The following is a 16,662-nucleotide window of genomic DNA, read 5'->3' on the forward strand; positions in this document are numbered from 1 at the left end:
AAGTTTTTTCTCAAAACGGTGAGGAAAAACAGATGATATCACCAAGAACGTCTTTCCATATTTTTACCGAAAATATTAAAGGATATTCCACAAGATGGAATTCACGAAATATAAGTGCAGTGCATGCTGTACGGGATTTGATTTTAGAAACGTCCCACAAAAACTATAATGCGATCAAAGGTCTTAATGATGAGCTTAAAAAAGTGAATGAAGAGCTAGACAGTTTTTCCTATACTATTTCTCATGACTTAGGAACTCCATTGACGGTGATGAAGCTGAATGCCCAGATGCTTTTGGGAAATCTAATGGCTGATGCTGAAAAGAGCAAAACCAAGATCAATACGATTATCGAGGAGATTGATAATATGGCTGAAATGATGCAGGATGTATTACAGCTGAGCCGCGCCAAGCATAGTGAAGTGCAGCTTGAAAGTCTGAAAACAGCTCCTACGATTCATAAAATCTCTGAAAATGCAAAGATGACGTATGGCAGCGCAGCGAGCGAAGTTATTATTAGAGAATGTCCGGATGTTTTGGCTGATAAAACCATGCTTCATCAGGTATTTCTCAATATTATCAATAATGCCGTGAAATATTCTTCCCATCAGGATCATCCGAAAGTAGAAATTGAAGGAACGGAAGACGGGCAGACTATTATCTACAGGATTTCTGATAATGGAATTGGTATTCCTGAAGAGGAGAAGCATAAAATGTTTAAAATCTTCAACAGGATGGACAATGCCAAGAAATTCAAAGGAAATGGGGTAGGGTTGTCTATTGTGCACCGTATTATGAAAAGAATAGGGGGGAATGTAGATTTTGAGAGCAATAAAGAGGGGACTTCTTTTATTTTAACGTTCAAAAAGCCTTACATTTGAGAAACTTTTAAAACGTTATTTATGGTATCAGAATATCTTAAACAGAATACAGCAGATTATCACGATGCGGCAGAAAAACTTTTTAATTCTGAAAAGATTTTTAATAAAACCTTCACTTTAGAGGATTATAAAAAGATTATTCACACGAATTATCTGATGCTTCTTCACAGTGAAAATAAAATATTCAACAGCCTTTCTGATAAGTATTCAGAAAAACTTCAGCTTGATGCAAGAAAGAAGCTTTCTCTTATCGAAAAAGATCTTAAAAGTCTTTCTTTGGAAAACCAGATAGAGTCTCACGATCTTGAATTTGAGAATGAGCATGAAGCATTGGGAGCGATGTACGTGATTGAAGGTTCTACACTGGGGGGTAACGTTATTGCCAAGCAGCTTTCCAAAACAGAAGGTTTTGATGAGGTTACTTTCAACTTTTTCGGATGTTATCAGGAGAATACGGGACCAATGTGGAAGAATTTTAAAGAAGTTCTGGATAACGAAGTCACTGAAAAAAACTACAACGACGTGCTTTCCGGGGCGAAAAAGCTCTATACGTTTTTACTGAACGTCAACTAATTTATTTTAATTCTAATTAAATTCCTGAAAGATTGCGCATTTTTTCAGGAATTGTTAAATTTGGGGAGTTTCAAATTTAAACTTAACTAACAAAAATAATTTTTAAAAAGTAACAATATGAAAGTAACTGTAGTAGGTGCAGGCGCTGTAGGAGCAAGCTGCGCAGAATACATAGCAATGAAGAACTTCTGTTCAGAAGTAGTTTTGGTAGACATTAAAGAAGGGTTTGCTGAAGGAAAAGCAATGGATTTGATGCAGACAGCATCTCTTAACGGATTTGATACAAAAATTACGGGTACAACAGGAGATTACAGTAAAACTGCAGGTTCTCATGTAGCAGTAATCACTTCAGGGATTCCAAGAAAACCTGGAATGACAAGAGAAGAATTGATCGGTATCAACGCTGGTATCGTGAAAGAAGTTACTGAAAACTTAGTAAAACAATCTCCGGAAGTAATCATCATCGTAGTTTCTAACCCAATGGATACTATGGCTTATTTGGTACACAAAACTTCAGGTCTTCCTAAGCACAAAATCATCGGAATGGGTGGTGCATTAGACTCTGCACGATTCCAGTACAGATTGGCTGAAGCATTAGAAGCTCCAATTTCTGATGTAAACGGAATGGTAATCGCAGCTCACAGTGATACAGGTATGCTTCCTCTATTGAGCAAAGCGACAAGAAATGGTGTTCCTGTAACTGAATTCCTAGACGAAGAGCAACAAAAATATGTAATCGAAGAAACTAAAGTAGGAGGAGCTACTCTTACCAAATTATTAGGAACTTCTGCTTGGTATGCTCCAGGTGCTGCTGTTTCTGTAATGGTTCAGGCGATTGCATGCGACCAAAAGAAAATGATCCCTTGTTCTTTAATGCTTGAAGGAGAATACGGACAAAACGATATCTGCTTAGGAGTTCCTGCTATCATCGGAGCAAACGGAGTAGAATCAATCGTAAACGTTACGTTGACTGCTGAAGAGCAATTGAAATTTGCTGAAGCTGCTAATGCAGTAAGAGAGGTGAATGGAGATCTTAAATTCTAATAATTGACCGGCTTTTTAAGCAGGTACTACAATAGATAAAAACAGGCTGTTTCAATTTGAGACGGCCTGTTTTGTTTTTTAATTTGAACCATTAAAATGAATAAAGAGGTAAGGTCGAGTTTGGCTTTTAATGAATGGCTTCTAAAAGGGTTTTGGCGCGGCCGAAGGCCGCGCCAAAACGTAGTATAATAAAATTGTCAATGCAATATCACTTGGTTGTATTCACAAAATGGCTTACAGCGTTTACAAAGTCTTTATTTTTCTCATAATACAAAAGATGTCCGCCATCAATGGAAACTACTTTCTGATTGGGAAACCGGAAGGTTTTATAATGCTGAGTTCCGACTGCCTTATCCTTCTTTCCCGTGATGATAAGTACGGGGACATGAATATCTTTTGTGGTAGGGGCATAATCGGCATAGTATTCCGGGAAGTCTTTGGGTTTTGAGATTACCGCCATTCCGAAGTCGATAATGCGGGGATGAAGAGAATCAATCTTATCCGATTGTTTTATGGTTTCGATATCTTCGGTCAGGAATTTATATCCGATTCTTTTCTTTCTTAATGCACTGCTGATTTTTGAAAGTTCTGAAGAAAGACTGTCTTTAGGAACCTCTCTGTTTTTTGCCTGTAAAAGGCTGTTCCCATATTCAATCTGTTCTTTGACCGATTCATCATTCAGGAAATGGAGTGTGACATTGGCAAGAATAAGTCCTTTGGTATGCTGGGGATATTTTTTTGCATAACTGACTGCAATGATTCCCCCGAAAGAATGTGCCAGTAGAAATATTTTTTTTAATTTGAGTTGCTGTCTCAGTTCCTCAATGTCCTGAATCATTTTATCGAGATGATAATTTTCCGATGTGCCGGATTTCCCGGAACCCCGTTGATCCATATAAACCATCTGCATGTTTTTTTCCAGACTATTTCCACCCATCAGTTCAAAGGACGGATATCCCTGGCCGGGACCTCCGGGAATATAAAAGCAGGCTTCTCCTTTTCCGGAGATTTTATATTTGATCCTGACATGATCAGAGGTTTCATAGAAGCCTTCAGAAGAGTGATTCTGAGCTGAAACAACAGTCAGGGAAACGAAAAAGAAGAGTAGGGAAGAAATTGTTTTCATATATTCATAACAATTGTAAAGGGCTGTTTATTACTAAAATAAGAAATTTTCTTCCTTTTGCCTTATTACATCCTAAGGTCATGATGGGCACGTTCACTATTTCATTGATCCCGGAAGAATTCTGACTTCATAAGGAATATTCTGCTTCCCCCAGCTGCATAGCTGGTGCATCACCTTTGTCAATTCTGATCCGCTGGGTGTAATATGGTATTCAACTTTTAAAGGAATCTCATTGAATATCTTCTTGGTGATCAGATTTGATTTAACCAATTCATTGAGTACTGAAGATAATACATTATCTGAAATCCCAGTCAAAGTTTCCTTCAATTGAGAAAATCGTGAGACATCATGGGTAATCAGTAATAAAACTTCTGCTACCCATCGCTTACCAATAATCTTTAGTACTTTGTTCAGGGTACATCTGTCGTCCAGATAATGTTCATTGATTGTATTGGTAGAACTCAGCTTCTTTTTACTCATACTCATTTATTTATTAGTAGCTCACAATGGGCTGTAGGTTATTCTTCGTGATTTTTTCAGCATACATTTGTCTTATAAAATTACGGTTTTTCTCTATAGTGTAACAATTTTAAAATAAGTAAAATGAAAGCATATCAGGTAAATAAGGAGTACAGTATATCTTCTCTTGAACTGGTTGATAAATCCTATCCCAAACTTTTACCCAATGAAGTATTAGTGAAAATGAAAGCCAATTCTCTTAACTACCGAGATCTCATGGTGGTAACAGGTTATTCTTCCTGGAAACCTCCAGTAGGAAGGGTGCCCGTTTCTGATGGAGTGGGAATTATTGTCGAAAAAGGAAGTGCAGTCACAACTTTAGCCATAAATGACCGCGTTGCCGGATTATTTTTACCCAAATGGATAGATGGAAATCTGACTGATGAAAAGACAGGTGGTTCTCTTGGCGGTGCAAAAACAGACGGACTGTTGCAGGAATATGCCGTGTTTGATGAAAATGAAGTCATTAAGGTCCCGGATTTTTTAAGCGATGAGGAAGCTGCAACGTTGCCTTGTGCGGGATTGACAGCATGGCATGGCGTAATGGAAAAAGGAGATCTTAAACCTGGTACTACAGTACTCATTCAGGGGACAGGAGGTGTTTCTTTATTTTCTGCTCAATTTGCACTGATGGCTGGTGCTGAAGTGATCTTATTATCAAGCAGTGATGAGAAGCTGGAGTTAGGTAAAAAGATGGGAATTAATCACCTTATTAATTACCGTCAAATCCCCGAGTGGGAAAAAAACGTTATGGATATTACCAGTGGAAGAGGGGTAAACCATATTGTAGAAGTGGTAGGAGGAAGTAATATCAACAGATCTATGGATGTAATTGCCCTTGACGGTACCATCGCAGTCATTGGCTTGATCGGTGGATTAAGTGCTGAACTGAATACCGTAAAAATTATGTCCAGACAAATCAGACTGCAGGGAATAGAAGTGGGGTCTAAAGAAATGTTTACCCATATGAATGAAGCTTTAGCAGCGCATCAAATACATCCTGTCATTGATCGTGTATATCCATTTGAAGATGTAAAATCTGCTTTTTCTCATCTGGAAAAGGGTGCAACAGGAAAAATTGTGATAAAATATTAGTGTTATTTTGGAAGGGTAACTTGTTGATGTTGACAAAATAAAACAGGTAATCGTTTTTAGATTACCTGTTTTTAATTATTTATTTCAAAATTACTTTGAAATGGGTTATAAAAAAGAGCGGTAAAAACCGCCCCCCACAAGATTTTATCTAACAAAATATTTTACATATAAACGCAGCCGCATCCAGTTTCCCATTCCTGGCAAAGACGCATTGGTTCGTTGCATCCTGGGTTGCCACCACCGCCTCCGGAAACTCTGTAACAGGTACCATCGCTGCAATAGTAAGAACCTATCGTTGGCGGGCAATTACCATCCATATCACATATTGCATAGGGAGTGTCACCACCACTGATCAGCACAAGCTGGCTTCTCTTTAATTTTTTCACATTTTTCATAGTAATCATGTTTTAATTTGCTGATTACTAATGTATAGAAAAATTAGCACACCTACAAGTGTTTTAATTAACAAGGAGTAAAAAATTTTATCATAATACCATTTTTATCATGTATTTATTCCACATCTAAGGTCATAAAAAGAGCGATTTCCTCTGTATTATTGTATAGTCTTGTATTCAGTCCGGTAATATTGAATCCTATCCTTCTGTAAAACTGGATAGCAGGGTAGTTGGTATTCTGCGTTTCGAGTTCAATAACTCTACAGTTTAATTTCCGGGCCTCTTTAATAGCATTTTTAATCAGCATAATTCCGATTCCCTGTCGTCTTTGTTTCTCGTCAATCAGTATGTTTTCTATATAAAAACTGTTGTTCCATTTTCTATGTTCACAGATGATCCAGCCTGCGAGTTCTTGATTTATAAAAGCACCAAAAGAATTTCCTTTTTCAATGATGATATTCAGTTCTTCCAGGTCTTCAGAAGTGGTTTCCCAGATTTTGGTATGGGGTAAAGACTTTTCTTTTAAGCTAAATTCAAAAGAACCTCCAAATTCGATGGAGGAAACTGAATATATTCTGTCAGTTGTATACCCATTATGTCCCCAGTCTAAGCTTGGATTAGAAGCTAATTGTTGTAATTTTCTTATTTCCACATCAAGTATTTTTAAGCTTATTGAATTTCAGTACATATTTCTACCAGATAATTGTCCGGATCTTTGATATAAGCTGTTTTTTGTCCCCATGGTTTTACTGCAATATCTTCATAAAGAACAGCTCCATTTTGTATTGCTTTTTCAACTAATGCTTCTACATCATCAGTTACAAATCCCAGTTCCATTCCGAAAGGTTTGTCTTCAGCTTTTGAGGTTAAAAAGCCTTTTTTGATATTGGAACCTGCAAGGCTTACAGAAGCAAATGAAAGACTCGTTTCTCCAGTAGATAATTCTCCGTAGTCTTTTTCCGGAGTGATGAATTTTATTTCAGTACCAAAAGTATTTTTATAAAAATTCATGGACTGTTCTACATTTTCAACATAAAGAATGACATATTTGAATTTGATCATATTTTTGAATTAAAATGGTTTTATTTTTTATTTATAATGTATTCTTCATCTACCATCAGCTCTATATGAGGACCCTGTAAAGGATACTGTTTGAAACTTCCGAAATGACCGAAGTGAAGAGGGTATTTCTGGGCAAGCTGCCGTACTTTACTTCCAAAAGAATTAATATCCACCTTTTGAATCCTCTCTTTCTTCTGTCTGCCATTGGTAAAAAAGAGCATCAGGTTGCAATGATTTTCAAAATCGAAATCAGTATAGTAGAATACATTAAGGTTTTCTTCGGGACATAGCTTTATCAAGTCATTAATAAAGCTTTTTTTATCCTGTAAAGGTATATTGCAATCGATTCTAATTGAAAAATTTTCAGCATTATACTTTTTAAAATCTGAACCCACCATTTGAATGAAACGATGTTCAATATTTTTAAATCCTTCTCTTTCCGGTGCATAAGTTTTGCTGGATTGAATGGTAAAAGGGGCACTGGAATCTAATAATACAGCATTTTCACAGATCAGCAATTCTTCAATTTCTAGGGCAAATTGAAAATGAAAATCAAAAAGCAGATGGTCTCTGATATTGATGATCAGATGATTTCCATCGATGTTCATATGTAAGTAGGTTTCTTTGAAATCTGTTTTCAATTCTTCCAGTTTTCGGATAAAATCATCTGTATTTTCAACCTGAACTCTTGCTATCAGCTCGGCTGGGTTATCGGCATGCCCACCATATCCCGGATAAAATTTGAAAAACTGAAAATTATATAAATGATCTGGGAATTTGAAATACCAGTATACGCCTAGAATCATAGAGGGTTGATTGATGAATTGTACAATAATCAAAATTAAATAAAATTTCACACTCCAAAACTTTCAAAACCCTTAAATTTGTTGTCAATAAAAATTTACTTGGATGCTTAGGAACATTTCAATTGCGGCAGCTACTTTTTTGTCCGTAGTTACAATCAATGCGCAGAAGAACAGAAATACCCAACTTGAGAGACCAAAATTAGTTGTCGGTCTGGTAGTAGATCAGATGCGTTGGGACTATTTATACCGTTTTTATGGTAAGTATGGAAATGATGGTTTCAAAAGACTTTTGAATACAGGATATTCTTTGAATAATGTACATATTCCTTATGTGCCTACCATTACAGCTTTGGGACATACGTGTATTTATACAGGATCTGTGCCGGCTATTCATGGAATTGCTGGAAACGACTGGACAGATAAAGAAACAGGTAAAGGTGTTTACTGTACTGCAGATGAGAGCGTTCAGCCGGTAGGAACTACCAATGTGAAAATCGGAAGTCACTCTCCGAAAAACCTTTGGTCTACTACGGTAACTGACGAATTGAGGCTGGCTACCAACTTCCAGGGAAAAGTAATTGGAGTTTCTTTGAAAGACAGAGCTTCTATTCTTCCTGCAGGACACACTCCAAACGGAGCTTTCTGGTTTGATGACAGCACAGGAAATTTCATCACAAGTACATGGTATATGAATGATCTTCCTCAATGGGTAAAATCATTCAACTCTCAGAATCTTCCTGAAAAATTAGTAGCCAACGGTTGGAATACCTTACTTCCAATCAACGAATATACAGAAAGTGCACCAGACAATTCTCCTTGGGAAGGTCTATTGGGAAGTTCAAAAACACCTACTTTCCCTTACAGTAATTTAGCTCAGGATTATCAGAAGAAAAAAGACAATATCCGTTATACACCTTTTGGAAATACACTGACATTGAAGCTGGCAGAAGCTTCTGTAGAGGGTGAAAAACTGGGTGGAGATAATATTACAGACTTTTTAGCAATTAACCTTGCTTCTACAGATTATGCAGGACATAAATTTGGTCCAAATTCTATTGAAGTGGAAGATGTTTATATCAGATTAGACCAGGATCTAGCAGAATTTTTCAAATATTTGGATTCAAAAGTAGGAAAAGGGGAGTATACGGTTTTCCTTTCTGCTGACCACGGTGGAGCGCATTCTGTAGGATTCCTTAAAGAACATAAAATCACTACAGGGTTCTTCGGTGAAGATGCGGAAAAGAACCTGAACCAAAAACTGAAAGATAAATTTGGTGCAGATAAACTGATCAATGCGATTGATAACTATCAGATTTATTTTGACAGAAAAGTATTGGCAGACAGCAAGCTTGAATTGGATGATGTAAGAAACTTTGCGGTAAAAGAACTGGAGAAAGATCCTACCGTTTTATATGCTGTTTCAGTGGATAAAGTTCAGGAATCAAGTATTCCGGAGCCGATTAAACAAAGAATTATCAACGGAATCAACAGACAGAGAAGTGGAGATATCCAGTTAATTTCTCATGACTCTATGCTTCCTCCATATTCTAAAACAGGAACTACACACAGTGTTTGGAACTCTTATGATTCTCATATTCCATTGATCTTTATGGGATGGGGTGTGAAGCAAGGAGAAAGCAACAAGGCTTATCACATGACAGATATTGCACCTACGGTATCTTCTTTATTGAAAATTCAGTTCCCAAGTGGAAATGTAGGAAACCCGATTACGGAAGTTATTGGTAGATAAATTGAATACAATTATTCTATGATAAATGGCTGCTTTCGATTGAAAGCAGCTTTTTTTGTGAATTATTTCTCCAAATTTTTAATCTGCCACACTCCAATCTCACTTTTTGGCGAATACATATAAAAAGCTATCTTTGCAAGAAATTTGGTTTCCAGTATATTGGAATGAAAAGGGAATCGGGTGTAACCCCCGGACTGTCCCCGCAACTGTAAATCGCAAAAAAAGTTTCTGCAAAAAACCACTGTCTAAAAACGGGAAGGAGCAGAATGCGAAAGTCAGGAGACCTGCCAGAATTATAATCAAAAAAACATATTGCTTTCGGAGGAAAAGTAAAAGAGTATGGATATAAAAAGATCATTAGTACTGCTTTTTTCGTCTTATGGCTGTTTTCTTTTTGGACAAGAGAAGACCATTGACACTATTTATGTCTTCGACAACCAGATGAATAGGGTGAAACTTTTTCATCCCGTAAAAACAATTTCGGCAGAAGAGGCCGAGAAAAACTCCAGTAACCTTTCAGAACTCCTGAGATTTCAGTCGCAGGTTTATATCAAAGAAAATGGGCGTGGTGCTGTTTCTTCACCGTCTTTCAGAGGAACTACTGCTCAGCAGACGGCTTTTGTATGGAACGGAATTAATATCAACTCCAATTTTTTAGGACAAGGAGATATCAATAATATTGCTTTGTTCGGATATGACCAGATTGGTATAAAAGCCGGCGGTGGAAGTGTAGTATATGGAAGCGGCGCTATTGGGGGAAGTATCCACCTGAATAATACCCTTGATTTTAATAAAGGTTTCCATGGTTCTTTATTTTCTGAAGTAGCTTCTTTTAATACCTATAATAATTTTGTAAAAGGATTTTACAGCAATGATAAGTTCAGCTTTAAAGCTTCCGGTAATTATTCTGTAAGCGAAAACGATTATAAGGTAAGCGATCTGAATTATATCAACAGAAACGGAAGTTATTACAATACGACATTCAATGTAGGAGCTTCCTATAAGATCAACAGTGATCATAAAATTTCCTGGCAGAGCCAGTTTTTTGATTCTTCACAGCATTTTCCTGTGTATGAAGAAACGGGAACCAAAACGAAATATAAAACTCAAAGTGTAAGAAGTCTTCTTTCGTGGGATTGGAACAAAACGAAGTTCAGTAACTCCTTGAAAGCGGCTTATACGGAAGAGAACTTTCAGTATTTCGGCTCGCTAAATCTTCCTAAATCAAGTGGGGGAACAGGGAAGAATTATATCTTTAAAAATGATTTCAATTATTTCCTGAATTCAAAGTGGAATTTTAACCTTATTGGGGAATTTCAATTAAATAAAGGAGAAGGGTATCAGAACGGAATATCCAGCGTTAGTAGAAATATTGGTTCTGTTTCCGGATTGTTGAGATATTTTGCAACGAAAGACCTTCGTTTTGAGGGTGGATTTAAGAAAGACTTTGTGGAAGATGTAAAGTCACCGTTTTTGTATTCATTCTCCGGAAAATGGAGCGCTGCAAAATGGTATGATGTGAGCATTAATGTATCAAAGAATTTCAGATATCCTTCATTTAATGACATTTATTATGAACCGGGAGGAAACAAAGATCTGAAGCCGGAAACATCTACTCAGGTGGATATGACGAACGAGTTCAAAGTAGGAGATTTCAAGCTTGCTTTGTCTCCTTATTATATGAATGTGACCGATCTTATTGTATGGCTGCCTACAGCATTGGGATATTGGCAGGCATTTAATGTCAATAAATCTGAATCTTACGGATTAGAATCTCAGCTGTCTTTCAGTAAACAATTGGGCAATCATAAGATCCGAGCCAATGCAGGATATTATTATGCAAGATCTATCGATAAAGAAACGAATATGCAGAGACCTTATGTTCCTATGCACAGAGGGAATGCGAATATAGATTATGAATATCGCTTCTTTAAGTTTTTCGCACAGGGACTGCTGAATGGTGTTACCTACACGACAAGTGATGAAAAGAGATCAGATGCTATTGATCCTTATTTTCTTTTGAATGTGGGAGTTTCTGCAACATTAGCAAAAAAATATACCTTAGGGTTCAAAGTGAACAATCTAACGGATACCTACTATAAAACAGCTTCTTTTTATCCTTTACCTAAAAGAAACTATAGTGTGTATGCCGCAATAAATTTTTAAAAAATTAAAATTGAATAAATTATGAAAATAACTAAACTTTTAACTGTATTATTTGCAGTAGTGTTATTGTTTAACATTTCTTCATGTTCAAGTGATTCTGCAGAGTTTGAAATGTCCCCGATCACTTATCAGAACGGATATTTTATCTCTAATGAAGGGAACTTTAACAGCCAGGGGGCTAAAGTAACATTTCTGACAAGAGATTTAAGCTTAAAGCAAGACGATGTATATGGCTATAACAACAATAAAGATATTTTGGGTGATGTACTTCAGACCATCGGTCTTAATGGAAATAAGGCTTATCTTGTAATCAATAACTCTAACAAAATTGTTGTTGTTGACCGTTATACATTTAAAAGAGTAGGAGTAATTACGGATCAGATTGATAACCCAAGAGGGATTACTTTTACTAATGGATTTATCTATGTTACCAACACGAATTTCACTGCAAATACCAAAAGTGTAACGAAATATAAAATTTCTGACCTTTCATTTGTAAGTAAAATCAACATGACTGAAGTTTCTGATAAAGCAGTAGAAGCAGGTGGAAATGTTTTCATACAGAATGCTTCATCTGGGTTTGGAAATAAGATTACTTATATCAATACCTCTAATGATGCTAAAACTGAAATTGCAGTTCCGAATGGTAGTGTTAATAACACCATTTCATATAACTCTAATGTGTACACAATTTCTTCAACGGCTGCAGATTCTTATATCTATAAGATTACAGGTACAGGAACAATGACACCAGTAATTACACTGACAGGAATTCCAAACGCTACTAACCTTCAGATTGATAACGATAAAATTTATTTCAGTTCTGGAAATAAAGTGTATACAACAAGTTTAGCTACACCTGCAATTCCTACAACTCCATTATTAACAGCTGCAGATGGAGGACCTTATTTTACTCTTTATGGATTTAACGTTATTGATGGAAGAATCTTTGCATCAGATGTTAAGAAGTTCACGGAAAATAGTGAAATGGTCGTGTATTCAGCAGCTACAGGGAGCAAGATCATGTCTGTTACGACAGGAGGTCTGGGTGCTAACGGTACTATTTTGAATCAATAATGCTTCACAGCATATAAAAATATAATTTTTTATTTTTTCATCATTTGTGTTTTTTTCCGGTCGGTTTCTTTGAAACCGGCCGGCTTTGTTTTTATACTTGAACAAAAAAAGCCAGGCGGGATGTTACATCCCGCTTGGCTTTTTATATTATCTATAGATTGAATTAGATTGTCAATCCAAGTTTCTCTGCCTCAGCAATGACAAACTTGGTAGCTTCTTCTTTTTCATTAGGAATTTCCCCTTCAAGAATGGCTTCTTTTACTTTCTCTTTCAAGATACCAATTTCACGTCCTGGCTTAAGATTAAACATTTCCATGATCTCTTCCCCGGTAATCGGTGGCTGGAAATTCCTTACCTGATCCTTTTCTTCCACTTCTTTGATCTTAACCGCTACATATTCAAAGTTTCTTTTGAACTTCTCCTGTTTTTTAGAGTTTTTAGTGGTAATATCTGCCTTGCAAAGTGTGAAAAGGTCCTCAAGGTTTTCTCCGGCATCAAATAAAAGTCTTCTCAGCGCAGCATCTGAAGCATCATCAGTGATCAGTGCAATAGGCCTTGATGAAAGCTTCACCATCTTCTGAACATATTTCATGTCACTTCCCAACGGCAGTTTTAATCTTTGGAAAAGTGCCTTTACCATTTTTGAACCTAAAAATTCATGTCCGTGAAAGGTCCATCCTGTGCCTTCTACATATTTTTTCGTAGGAGCTTTTCCAATATCGTGGAGCAGGGCAGACCAACGAAGCCAAAGGTTATCTGTATTCACAGAAATATTATCCACGACTTCTAAGGTATGGTAAAAGTTATCCTTATGAGTTTGTCCTTCCACTTCTTCTACACCTTTCAGTTCGATCAGTTCAGGAATAATAAGCTTCATAAGACCTGTTTGTTCCATTAATCTTAGTCCGACAGAAGGTTTTTCAGAAAGCATGATTTTGTTGAATTCTACCATGATTCTCTCCATAGAAACGATACTGATCCTTTCTGCTTCCTGTTGGATAGCCTGCAGAGAGTTTTCCTCAATTTTAAAATTTAAAGTGGAAGCAAAACGCACCGCTCTCATCATCCTCAACGGATCATCAGAGTAGGTCTGTGCGGGTTCTAAAGGAGTTCTTAAAATTCCTTTTTCAAGATCTTCAATTCCATTGAATGGATCAATCAGTTCTCCGAAATTACCTTTATTTAAAGAAATAGCCATCGCATTGATGGTGAAATCTCTTCTTTTCTGATCATCTTCCAGGCTTCCTCCTTCCACTTCTGGTTTTCGGCTGTTTTCTGTATAGCTTTCCTTTCTTGCTCCCACAAACTCAAGTTCAAGTTCTTTATACTTGATCATGGCTGTTCCATACGTTTTGAATACGGAAACCTTTAATTTAGGATCTATATCCTGAGCTACATTCTGGGCAAGTTCAATACCGCTTTGCTCCGTTACAAAATCTATATCTGTAGAAGCTTTTCTTTTCATCAGAAGGTCACGAACATAACCGCCCACAATATATACAGACTGATTATTCCTTTCTGCTGCTTCAGAAATTATTTTAAAGAGTTTTAAATTTTTATTTTGATTAAGATTAATTATCATCGTTAATAATAGTGTCAATTTCTACCAATGTTACCCATTAATCGTAATGAGCATACATTCTACTAATTTTTCCGTCTTCATTAAAAAACATGACTTCAACAGCATGTTTATCCATAATCGACTTATAAAATAATGCTACCGAATCTACTCCTGCCGTAGAATGAATCAAATCAAAATGAAGATCCGGAAATTTATCCAGTGCCTTCCTCCAATATTCACGGACTGCTGCTTTTCCTTTCAAAGATCTTTCCTTACCGCCTGTAGTCATAGCAATCATGGGAGTTGTGATCTCAATATCATCTGAGTAATGGGAGAGAATATCCTCTAAATCATGAGAATTCCATGCATTAACCCATATTTGAGCAAATTCCTGATGATTCATAGCAAATAATTTATGAGTTGAGTTTGCAAAGATAGAATTAAAAAAAAGAAATCCTGCCGATATGAACTGACAAGACTCTAAAAAAATAAACAAAAAGGTTCAAAATTTCTACTCCCTAAGAACCTTTATTCTGTTATCACTCCATATTTTGATCACAGAAGAACCCGAGTATTTTGAAACTTTTTCTCTGTCTTCTTCCACTGCATAATCTACAAGACTGATCATCTCCTCAGAAATATCGGAAAACTTCAACGGGCTTTTTTCACCACTGAAGTTGGCAGAGGTAGAAACCAAAGGTTTGTTCAGTTTTGTAATCAGTTTTTTGCAAAAATCATTTTTTACAAGACGGATTCCGATACTTCCATCTTCAGCAAGAAGTTCTTTAGGTAACCCTTTTGGATTTTCATAAACGATTGTTACCGGTTTTTCGCTAAGATCAATAATTTCCCAAGCCATTTCAGGAACATCCACAAGATCCTGAAGTCTTTTTTCAGACTCTACAAGAATAATCATGGATTTGTTTTTTTCGCGCTTTTTGATGTCAAAAATCTTATTGACAGCTTCTATATTGGTGGCATCACAGCCAATTCCCCAAATGGTATCTGTAGGGTAAAGGATGGTTCCGCCGGATTTTAATACTTCGATAATATGTTCCATAATTTTAAGTGAATTCAAAGAGTTGATAAAGGTAGAAAATATAAGGTTTTTAGGCAAAAAAAATGAGGATGTAAATATGGTTACGTTGGTAGGTTTCGGCTAAAGCCATTTGACTTCGGGTAATTTATAAACGGGCTAAAGCCCGTCCCTATTGATCTTTTTACAGTGTAATTAAAAGATAATGTTATGAATTATTTGATATGTTATTTTATTCAATAGAAATAGGCTTTAGCCCATTTAAATAAGAAATACAAAACCTCTGGCTTTAGCCAAAACCTAATTACGTTGTAAAATTATATTTCTCGATAAACTCCTTATACTCATCAGTAAAACTCTTTTTCTGATGATGCTTTTCCTGATTTTTAATATAATTCCTTACAGAATCTATCATAGACTCAGAAACAGAGACGGCAAAATATTCATCCTGCCATGAGAATTTTCCTACAGTAAGTTGATTTTTGTTAATCCAATGAGAAGATTCACCTTTTAGCAATTGTACAATTTTTTCTATATTCTGATCGGATCCCAGAGAAATAAGACAATGGCAATGATCTGAATATCCATTAATCATATCTAAAAATATTCCCTTTTCTGTAGCATATTCTTTAATATGTTTCCACACTTTGAGACGAATGTCGAATGTGTTTAGAGAGGGATCTCTGTTTCTTGTAGAGAATACAAGATGAATGTAGATTTTGATAAAAGCCATTTGTGTTGTTTTATCAAAAATACTATTTTTTATCTTTAATAAGTTTTGGCTAAAGCCAATGGTATGTGGTTTAATTAAAAGACGGGCTAAAGCCCGTCCCTATTGATCTTTTTACAGTGTAATTAAAGATAATGTGATGAATTATTAATATGTTATTTTATTCAATAGAAATGGGCTTTAGCCCATTTAAATAAAAAGATACAAACCTTCTGGCTTTAGCCAAAACTTATAATAATTCCAAAATCGTATTTAAATTCCTACATCCATCCCAACTTCGATAAATACCTCTCTTCAATAATGTTCAGGTGATGGTAATTGTGTCCTACAATAAGTTTTCCGATGGTTTCTACAGAAATTTCATGACCATTGGCTGTACCGATATTTTGTAAAGCGGAAGGTTGAAGGGTTTCCAGTAAAATCTGGGAAGATTTTCTCACCAATTTGTATTCTTCTAACAAAGATTCAAGCGTTCTTTGATCAGCGAAAGATTGGTCAGCATATTCATTTTCATCAAATCCCGGAAGATTGTTTTTTTCTCCTCTGGCAAAAGCTAATATTCTGTATTGGAAAACTCTTTCTGTATCCGATAAATGGAGTAAAAGTCCTTTTAATGTCCATTTTCCCTCTGCATAAGCAAAGGTAGATTGCTCTTCTGTAAGATTAGAATAGATTCCTATGGTTCTATCTGCTGAAATTTTTAATTCATTCAACCAGTTTCCGGATGGAATCTGATCTAGATATCTCTGAATATATTTTTGAAAATCGGTCATATTATTTTTTGTTTTTAAGGGTGGTTTTGGGGTACGAGTTTTCGGGTGAGTGAGTGTAATTTATAAATTAT

The 16,662-nt window shown here is 36.0% G+C and carries 18 protein-coding genes and 1 riboswitch; of the genes, 7 read left to right on the forward strand and 11 right to left on the reverse strand.

The genetic code is table 11. The features are described from left to right. Positions 1-32: 32 nt before the first annotated feature. The 3 genes from LF886_RS07220 to LF886_RS07230 all read left to right on the forward strand — a co-directional run bounded on the left by LF886_RS07220 (position 33) and on the right by LF886_RS07230 (position 2,495). On the forward strand, positions 33-878 hold the full coding sequence (locus tag LF886_RS07220) for a sensor histidine kinase (RefSeq protein WP_262913042.1): 846 nt from the start codon (positions 33-35) through the stop codon (positions 876-878). Positions 879-899: 21 nt separating this feature from the next. Then, the gene (locus tag LF886_RS07225) at positions 900-1,451 is read left to right on the forward strand and encodes a biliverdin-producing heme oxygenase (protein ID WP_236853524.1); all 552 of its coding nucleotides are present in this window, start codon (positions 900-902) and stop codon (positions 1,449-1,451) included. Between the two features lie 117 nt (positions 1,452-1,568). Beyond that, the gene (locus tag LF886_RS07230; RefSeq protein WP_103232743.1) at positions 1,569-2,495 is read left to right on the forward strand and encodes a malate dehydrogenase; all 927 of its coding nucleotides are present in this window, start codon (positions 1,569-1,571) and stop codon (positions 2,493-2,495) included. A gap of 208 nt (positions 2,496-2,703) precedes the next feature. On the opposite strand, the gene LF886_RS07235 is transcribed toward LF886_RS07230, so the two are convergent. Together LF886_RS07235 and LF886_RS07240 are read right to left on the reverse strand one after the other, a co-directional pair. Beyond that, entirely contained in the window at positions 2,704-3,621 is a 918-nt protein-coding gene (locus LF886_RS07235; RefSeq protein ID WP_236853525.1) for an alpha/beta fold hydrolase, read from the reverse strand. Between the two features lie 96 nt (positions 3,622-3,717). Then, entirely contained in the window at positions 3,718-4,101 is a 384-nt protein-coding gene (locus tag LF886_RS07240; RefSeq protein WP_236853526.1) for a winged helix-turn-helix transcriptional regulator, read from the reverse strand. 123 nt (positions 4,102-4,224) lie between these two features. Between LF886_RS07240 and LF886_RS07245 the strand changes: the two genes are divergently transcribed. Further along, positions 4,225-5,235 (forward strand): zinc-dependent alcohol dehydrogenase family protein, encoded by a 1,011-nt coding sequence (locus LF886_RS07245; protein WP_236853527.1) that lies wholly within the window; start codon positions 4,225-4,227, stop codon positions 5,233-5,235. Positions 5,236-5,396: 161 nt separating this feature from the next. Here LF886_RS07245 and LF886_RS07250 read toward each other — a convergent pair whose 3' ends face one another. The 4 genes from LF886_RS07250 to LF886_RS07265 all read right to left on the reverse strand — a co-directional run bounded on the left by LF886_RS07250 (position 5,397) and on the right by LF886_RS07265 (position 7,549). Then, the gene (locus LF886_RS07250) at positions 5,397-5,630 is read right to left on the reverse strand and encodes a hypothetical protein (protein WP_103232750.1); all 234 of its coding nucleotides are present in this window, start codon (positions 5,628-5,630) and stop codon (positions 5,397-5,399) included. A gap of 115 nt (positions 5,631-5,745) precedes the next feature. Then, positions 5,746-6,282, reverse strand: a complete 537-nt coding sequence (locus tag LF886_RS07255) for a GNAT family N-acetyltransferase (protein WP_236853528.1) — start codon at positions 6,280-6,282, stop codon at positions 5,746-5,748. A 17-nt stretch (positions 6,283-6,299) separates the two neighbouring features. After that, positions 6,300-6,692, reverse strand: a complete 393-nt coding sequence (locus LF886_RS07260) for a VOC family protein (protein WP_236853529.1) — start codon at positions 6,690-6,692, stop codon at positions 6,300-6,302. A 20-nt stretch (positions 6,693-6,712) separates the two neighbouring features. Further along, the gene (locus LF886_RS07265; protein WP_236853530.1) at positions 6,713-7,549 is read right to left on the reverse strand and encodes a hypothetical protein; all 837 of its coding nucleotides are present in this window, start codon (positions 7,547-7,549) and stop codon (positions 6,713-6,715) included. Positions 7,550-7,601: 52 nt separating this feature from the next. On the opposite strand from LF886_RS07265, the gene pafA reads away from it, so the two are divergent. From pafA to LF886_RS07280, 3 genes are all read left to right on the forward strand, one after another. Next, positions 7,602-9,248 (forward strand): alkaline phosphatase PafA, encoded by a 1,647-nt coding sequence (gene pafA, locus LF886_RS07270; RefSeq protein ID WP_124534177.1) that lies wholly within the window; start codon positions 7,602-7,604, stop codon positions 9,246-9,248. 128 nt (positions 9,249-9,376) lie between these two features. Then, positions 9,377-9,555, forward strand: a riboswitch (cobalamin riboswitch). A gap of 32 nt (positions 9,556-9,587) precedes the next feature. Then, positions 9,588-11,414, forward strand: a complete 1,827-nt coding sequence (locus LF886_RS07275) for a TonB-dependent receptor plug domain-containing protein (RefSeq protein ID WP_236853531.1) — start codon at positions 9,588-9,590, stop codon at positions 11,412-11,414. Between the two features lie 21 nt (positions 11,415-11,435). Beyond that, the gene (locus tag LF886_RS07280; protein WP_236853532.1) at positions 11,436-12,491 is read left to right on the forward strand and encodes a YncE family protein; all 1,056 of its coding nucleotides are present in this window, start codon (positions 11,436-11,438) and stop codon (positions 12,489-12,491) included. 163 nt (positions 12,492-12,654) lie between these two features. On the opposite strand, the gene LF886_RS07285 is transcribed toward LF886_RS07280, so the two are convergent. The 5 genes from LF886_RS07285 to LF886_RS07305 all read right to left on the reverse strand — a co-directional run bounded on the left by LF886_RS07285 (position 12,655) and on the right by LF886_RS07305 (position 16,591). After that, positions 12,655-14,073, reverse strand: a complete 1,419-nt coding sequence (locus LF886_RS07285) for a CCA tRNA nucleotidyltransferase (RefSeq protein WP_103234422.1) — start codon at positions 14,071-14,073, stop codon at positions 12,655-12,657. A 37-nt stretch (positions 14,074-14,110) separates the two neighbouring features. Further along, positions 14,111-14,455, reverse strand: a complete 345-nt coding sequence (locus LF886_RS07290) for a nuclear transport factor 2 family protein (protein ID WP_236853533.1) — start codon at positions 14,453-14,455, stop codon at positions 14,111-14,113. Positions 14,456-14,563: 108 nt separating this feature from the next. After that, a complete protein-coding gene (locus LF886_RS07295) occupies positions 14,564-15,112 on the reverse strand; it encodes an L-threonylcarbamoyladenylate synthase (protein ID WP_103234424.1) in 549 nt (182 codons plus the stop codon). 280 nt (positions 15,113-15,392) lie between these two features. Continuing rightward, positions 15,393-15,821, reverse strand: a complete 429-nt coding sequence (tnpA, locus tag LF886_RS07300) for an IS200/IS605 family transposase (RefSeq protein ID WP_236853534.1) — start codon at positions 15,819-15,821, stop codon at positions 15,393-15,395. 257 nt (positions 15,822-16,078) lie between these two features. Next, the gene (locus tag LF886_RS07305) at positions 16,079-16,591 is read right to left on the reverse strand and encodes a DinB family protein (protein ID WP_236853535.1); all 513 of its coding nucleotides are present in this window, start codon (positions 16,589-16,591) and stop codon (positions 16,079-16,081) included. Positions 16,592-16,662: the final 71 nt, after the last annotated feature.

It is taken from the genome of Chryseobacterium sp. MEBOG07 (assembly GCF_021869745.1).
Taxonomy (GTDB): domain Bacteria; phylum Bacteroidota; class Bacteroidia; order Flavobacteriales; family Weeksellaceae; genus Chryseobacterium; species Chryseobacterium viscerum.

Excerpts from the sequence above, each read along its gene's own strand:
- LF886_RS07225 (WP_236853524.1), top strand. The coding sequence starts at position 900 with ATGGTATCAGAATATCTTAAACAGAATACAGCAGATTATCACGATGCG.
- LF886_RS07220 (WP_262913042.1), top strand. The coding sequence starts at position 33 with ATGATATCACCAAGAACGTCTTTCCATATTTTTACCGAAAATATTAAA.
- LF886_RS07290 (WP_236853533.1), bottom strand. The coding sequence starts at position 14,455 with ATGAATCATCAGGAATTTGCTCAAATATGGGTTAATGCATGGAATTCT.
- pafA (WP_124534177.1), top strand. The coding sequence starts at position 7,602 with ATGCTTAGGAACATTTCAATTGCGGCAGCTACTTTTTTGTCCGTAGTT.
- LF886_RS07295 (WP_103234424.1), bottom strand. The coding sequence starts at position 15,112 with ATGGAACATATTATCGAAGTATTAAAATCCGGCGGAACCATCCTTTAC.
- LF886_RS07240 (WP_236853526.1), bottom strand. The coding sequence starts at position 4,101 with ATGAGTAAAAAGAAGCTGAGTTCTACCAATACAATCAATGAACATTAT.
- LF886_RS07245 (WP_236853527.1), top strand. The coding sequence starts at position 4,225 with ATGAAAGCATATCAGGTAAATAAGGAGTACAGTATATCTTCTCTTGAA.
- LF886_RS07285 (WP_103234422.1), bottom strand. The coding sequence starts at position 14,073 with ATGATAATTAATCTTAATCAAAATAAAAATTTAAAACTCTTTAAAATA.
- LF886_RS07235 (WP_236853525.1), bottom strand. The coding sequence starts at position 3,621 with ATGAAAACAATTTCTTCCCTACTCTTCTTTTTCGTTTCCCTGACTGTT.
- LF886_RS07250 (WP_103232750.1), bottom strand. The coding sequence starts at position 5,630 with ATGAAAAATGTGAAAAAATTAAAGAGAAGCCAGCTTGTGCTGATCAGT.
- LF886_RS07275 (WP_236853531.1), top strand. The coding sequence starts at position 9,588 with ATGGATATAAAAAGATCATTAGTACTGCTTTTTTCGTCTTATGGCTGT.
- tnpA (WP_236853534.1), bottom strand. The coding sequence starts at position 15,821 with ATGGCTTTTATCAAAATCTACATTCATCTTGTATTCTCTACAAGAAAC.
- LF886_RS07230 (WP_103232743.1), top strand. The coding sequence starts at position 1,569 with ATGAAAGTAACTGTAGTAGGTGCAGGCGCTGTAGGAGCAAGCTGCGCA.
- LF886_RS07305 (WP_236853535.1), bottom strand. The coding sequence starts at position 16,591 with ATGACCGATTTTCAAAAATATATTCAGAGATATCTAGATCAGATTCCA.
- LF886_RS07260 (WP_236853529.1), bottom strand. The coding sequence starts at position 6,692 with ATGATCAAATTCAAATATGTCATTCTTTATGTTGAAAATGTAGAACAG.
- LF886_RS07280 (WP_236853532.1), top strand. The coding sequence starts at position 11,436 with ATGAAAATAACTAAACTTTTAACTGTATTATTTGCAGTAGTGTTATTG.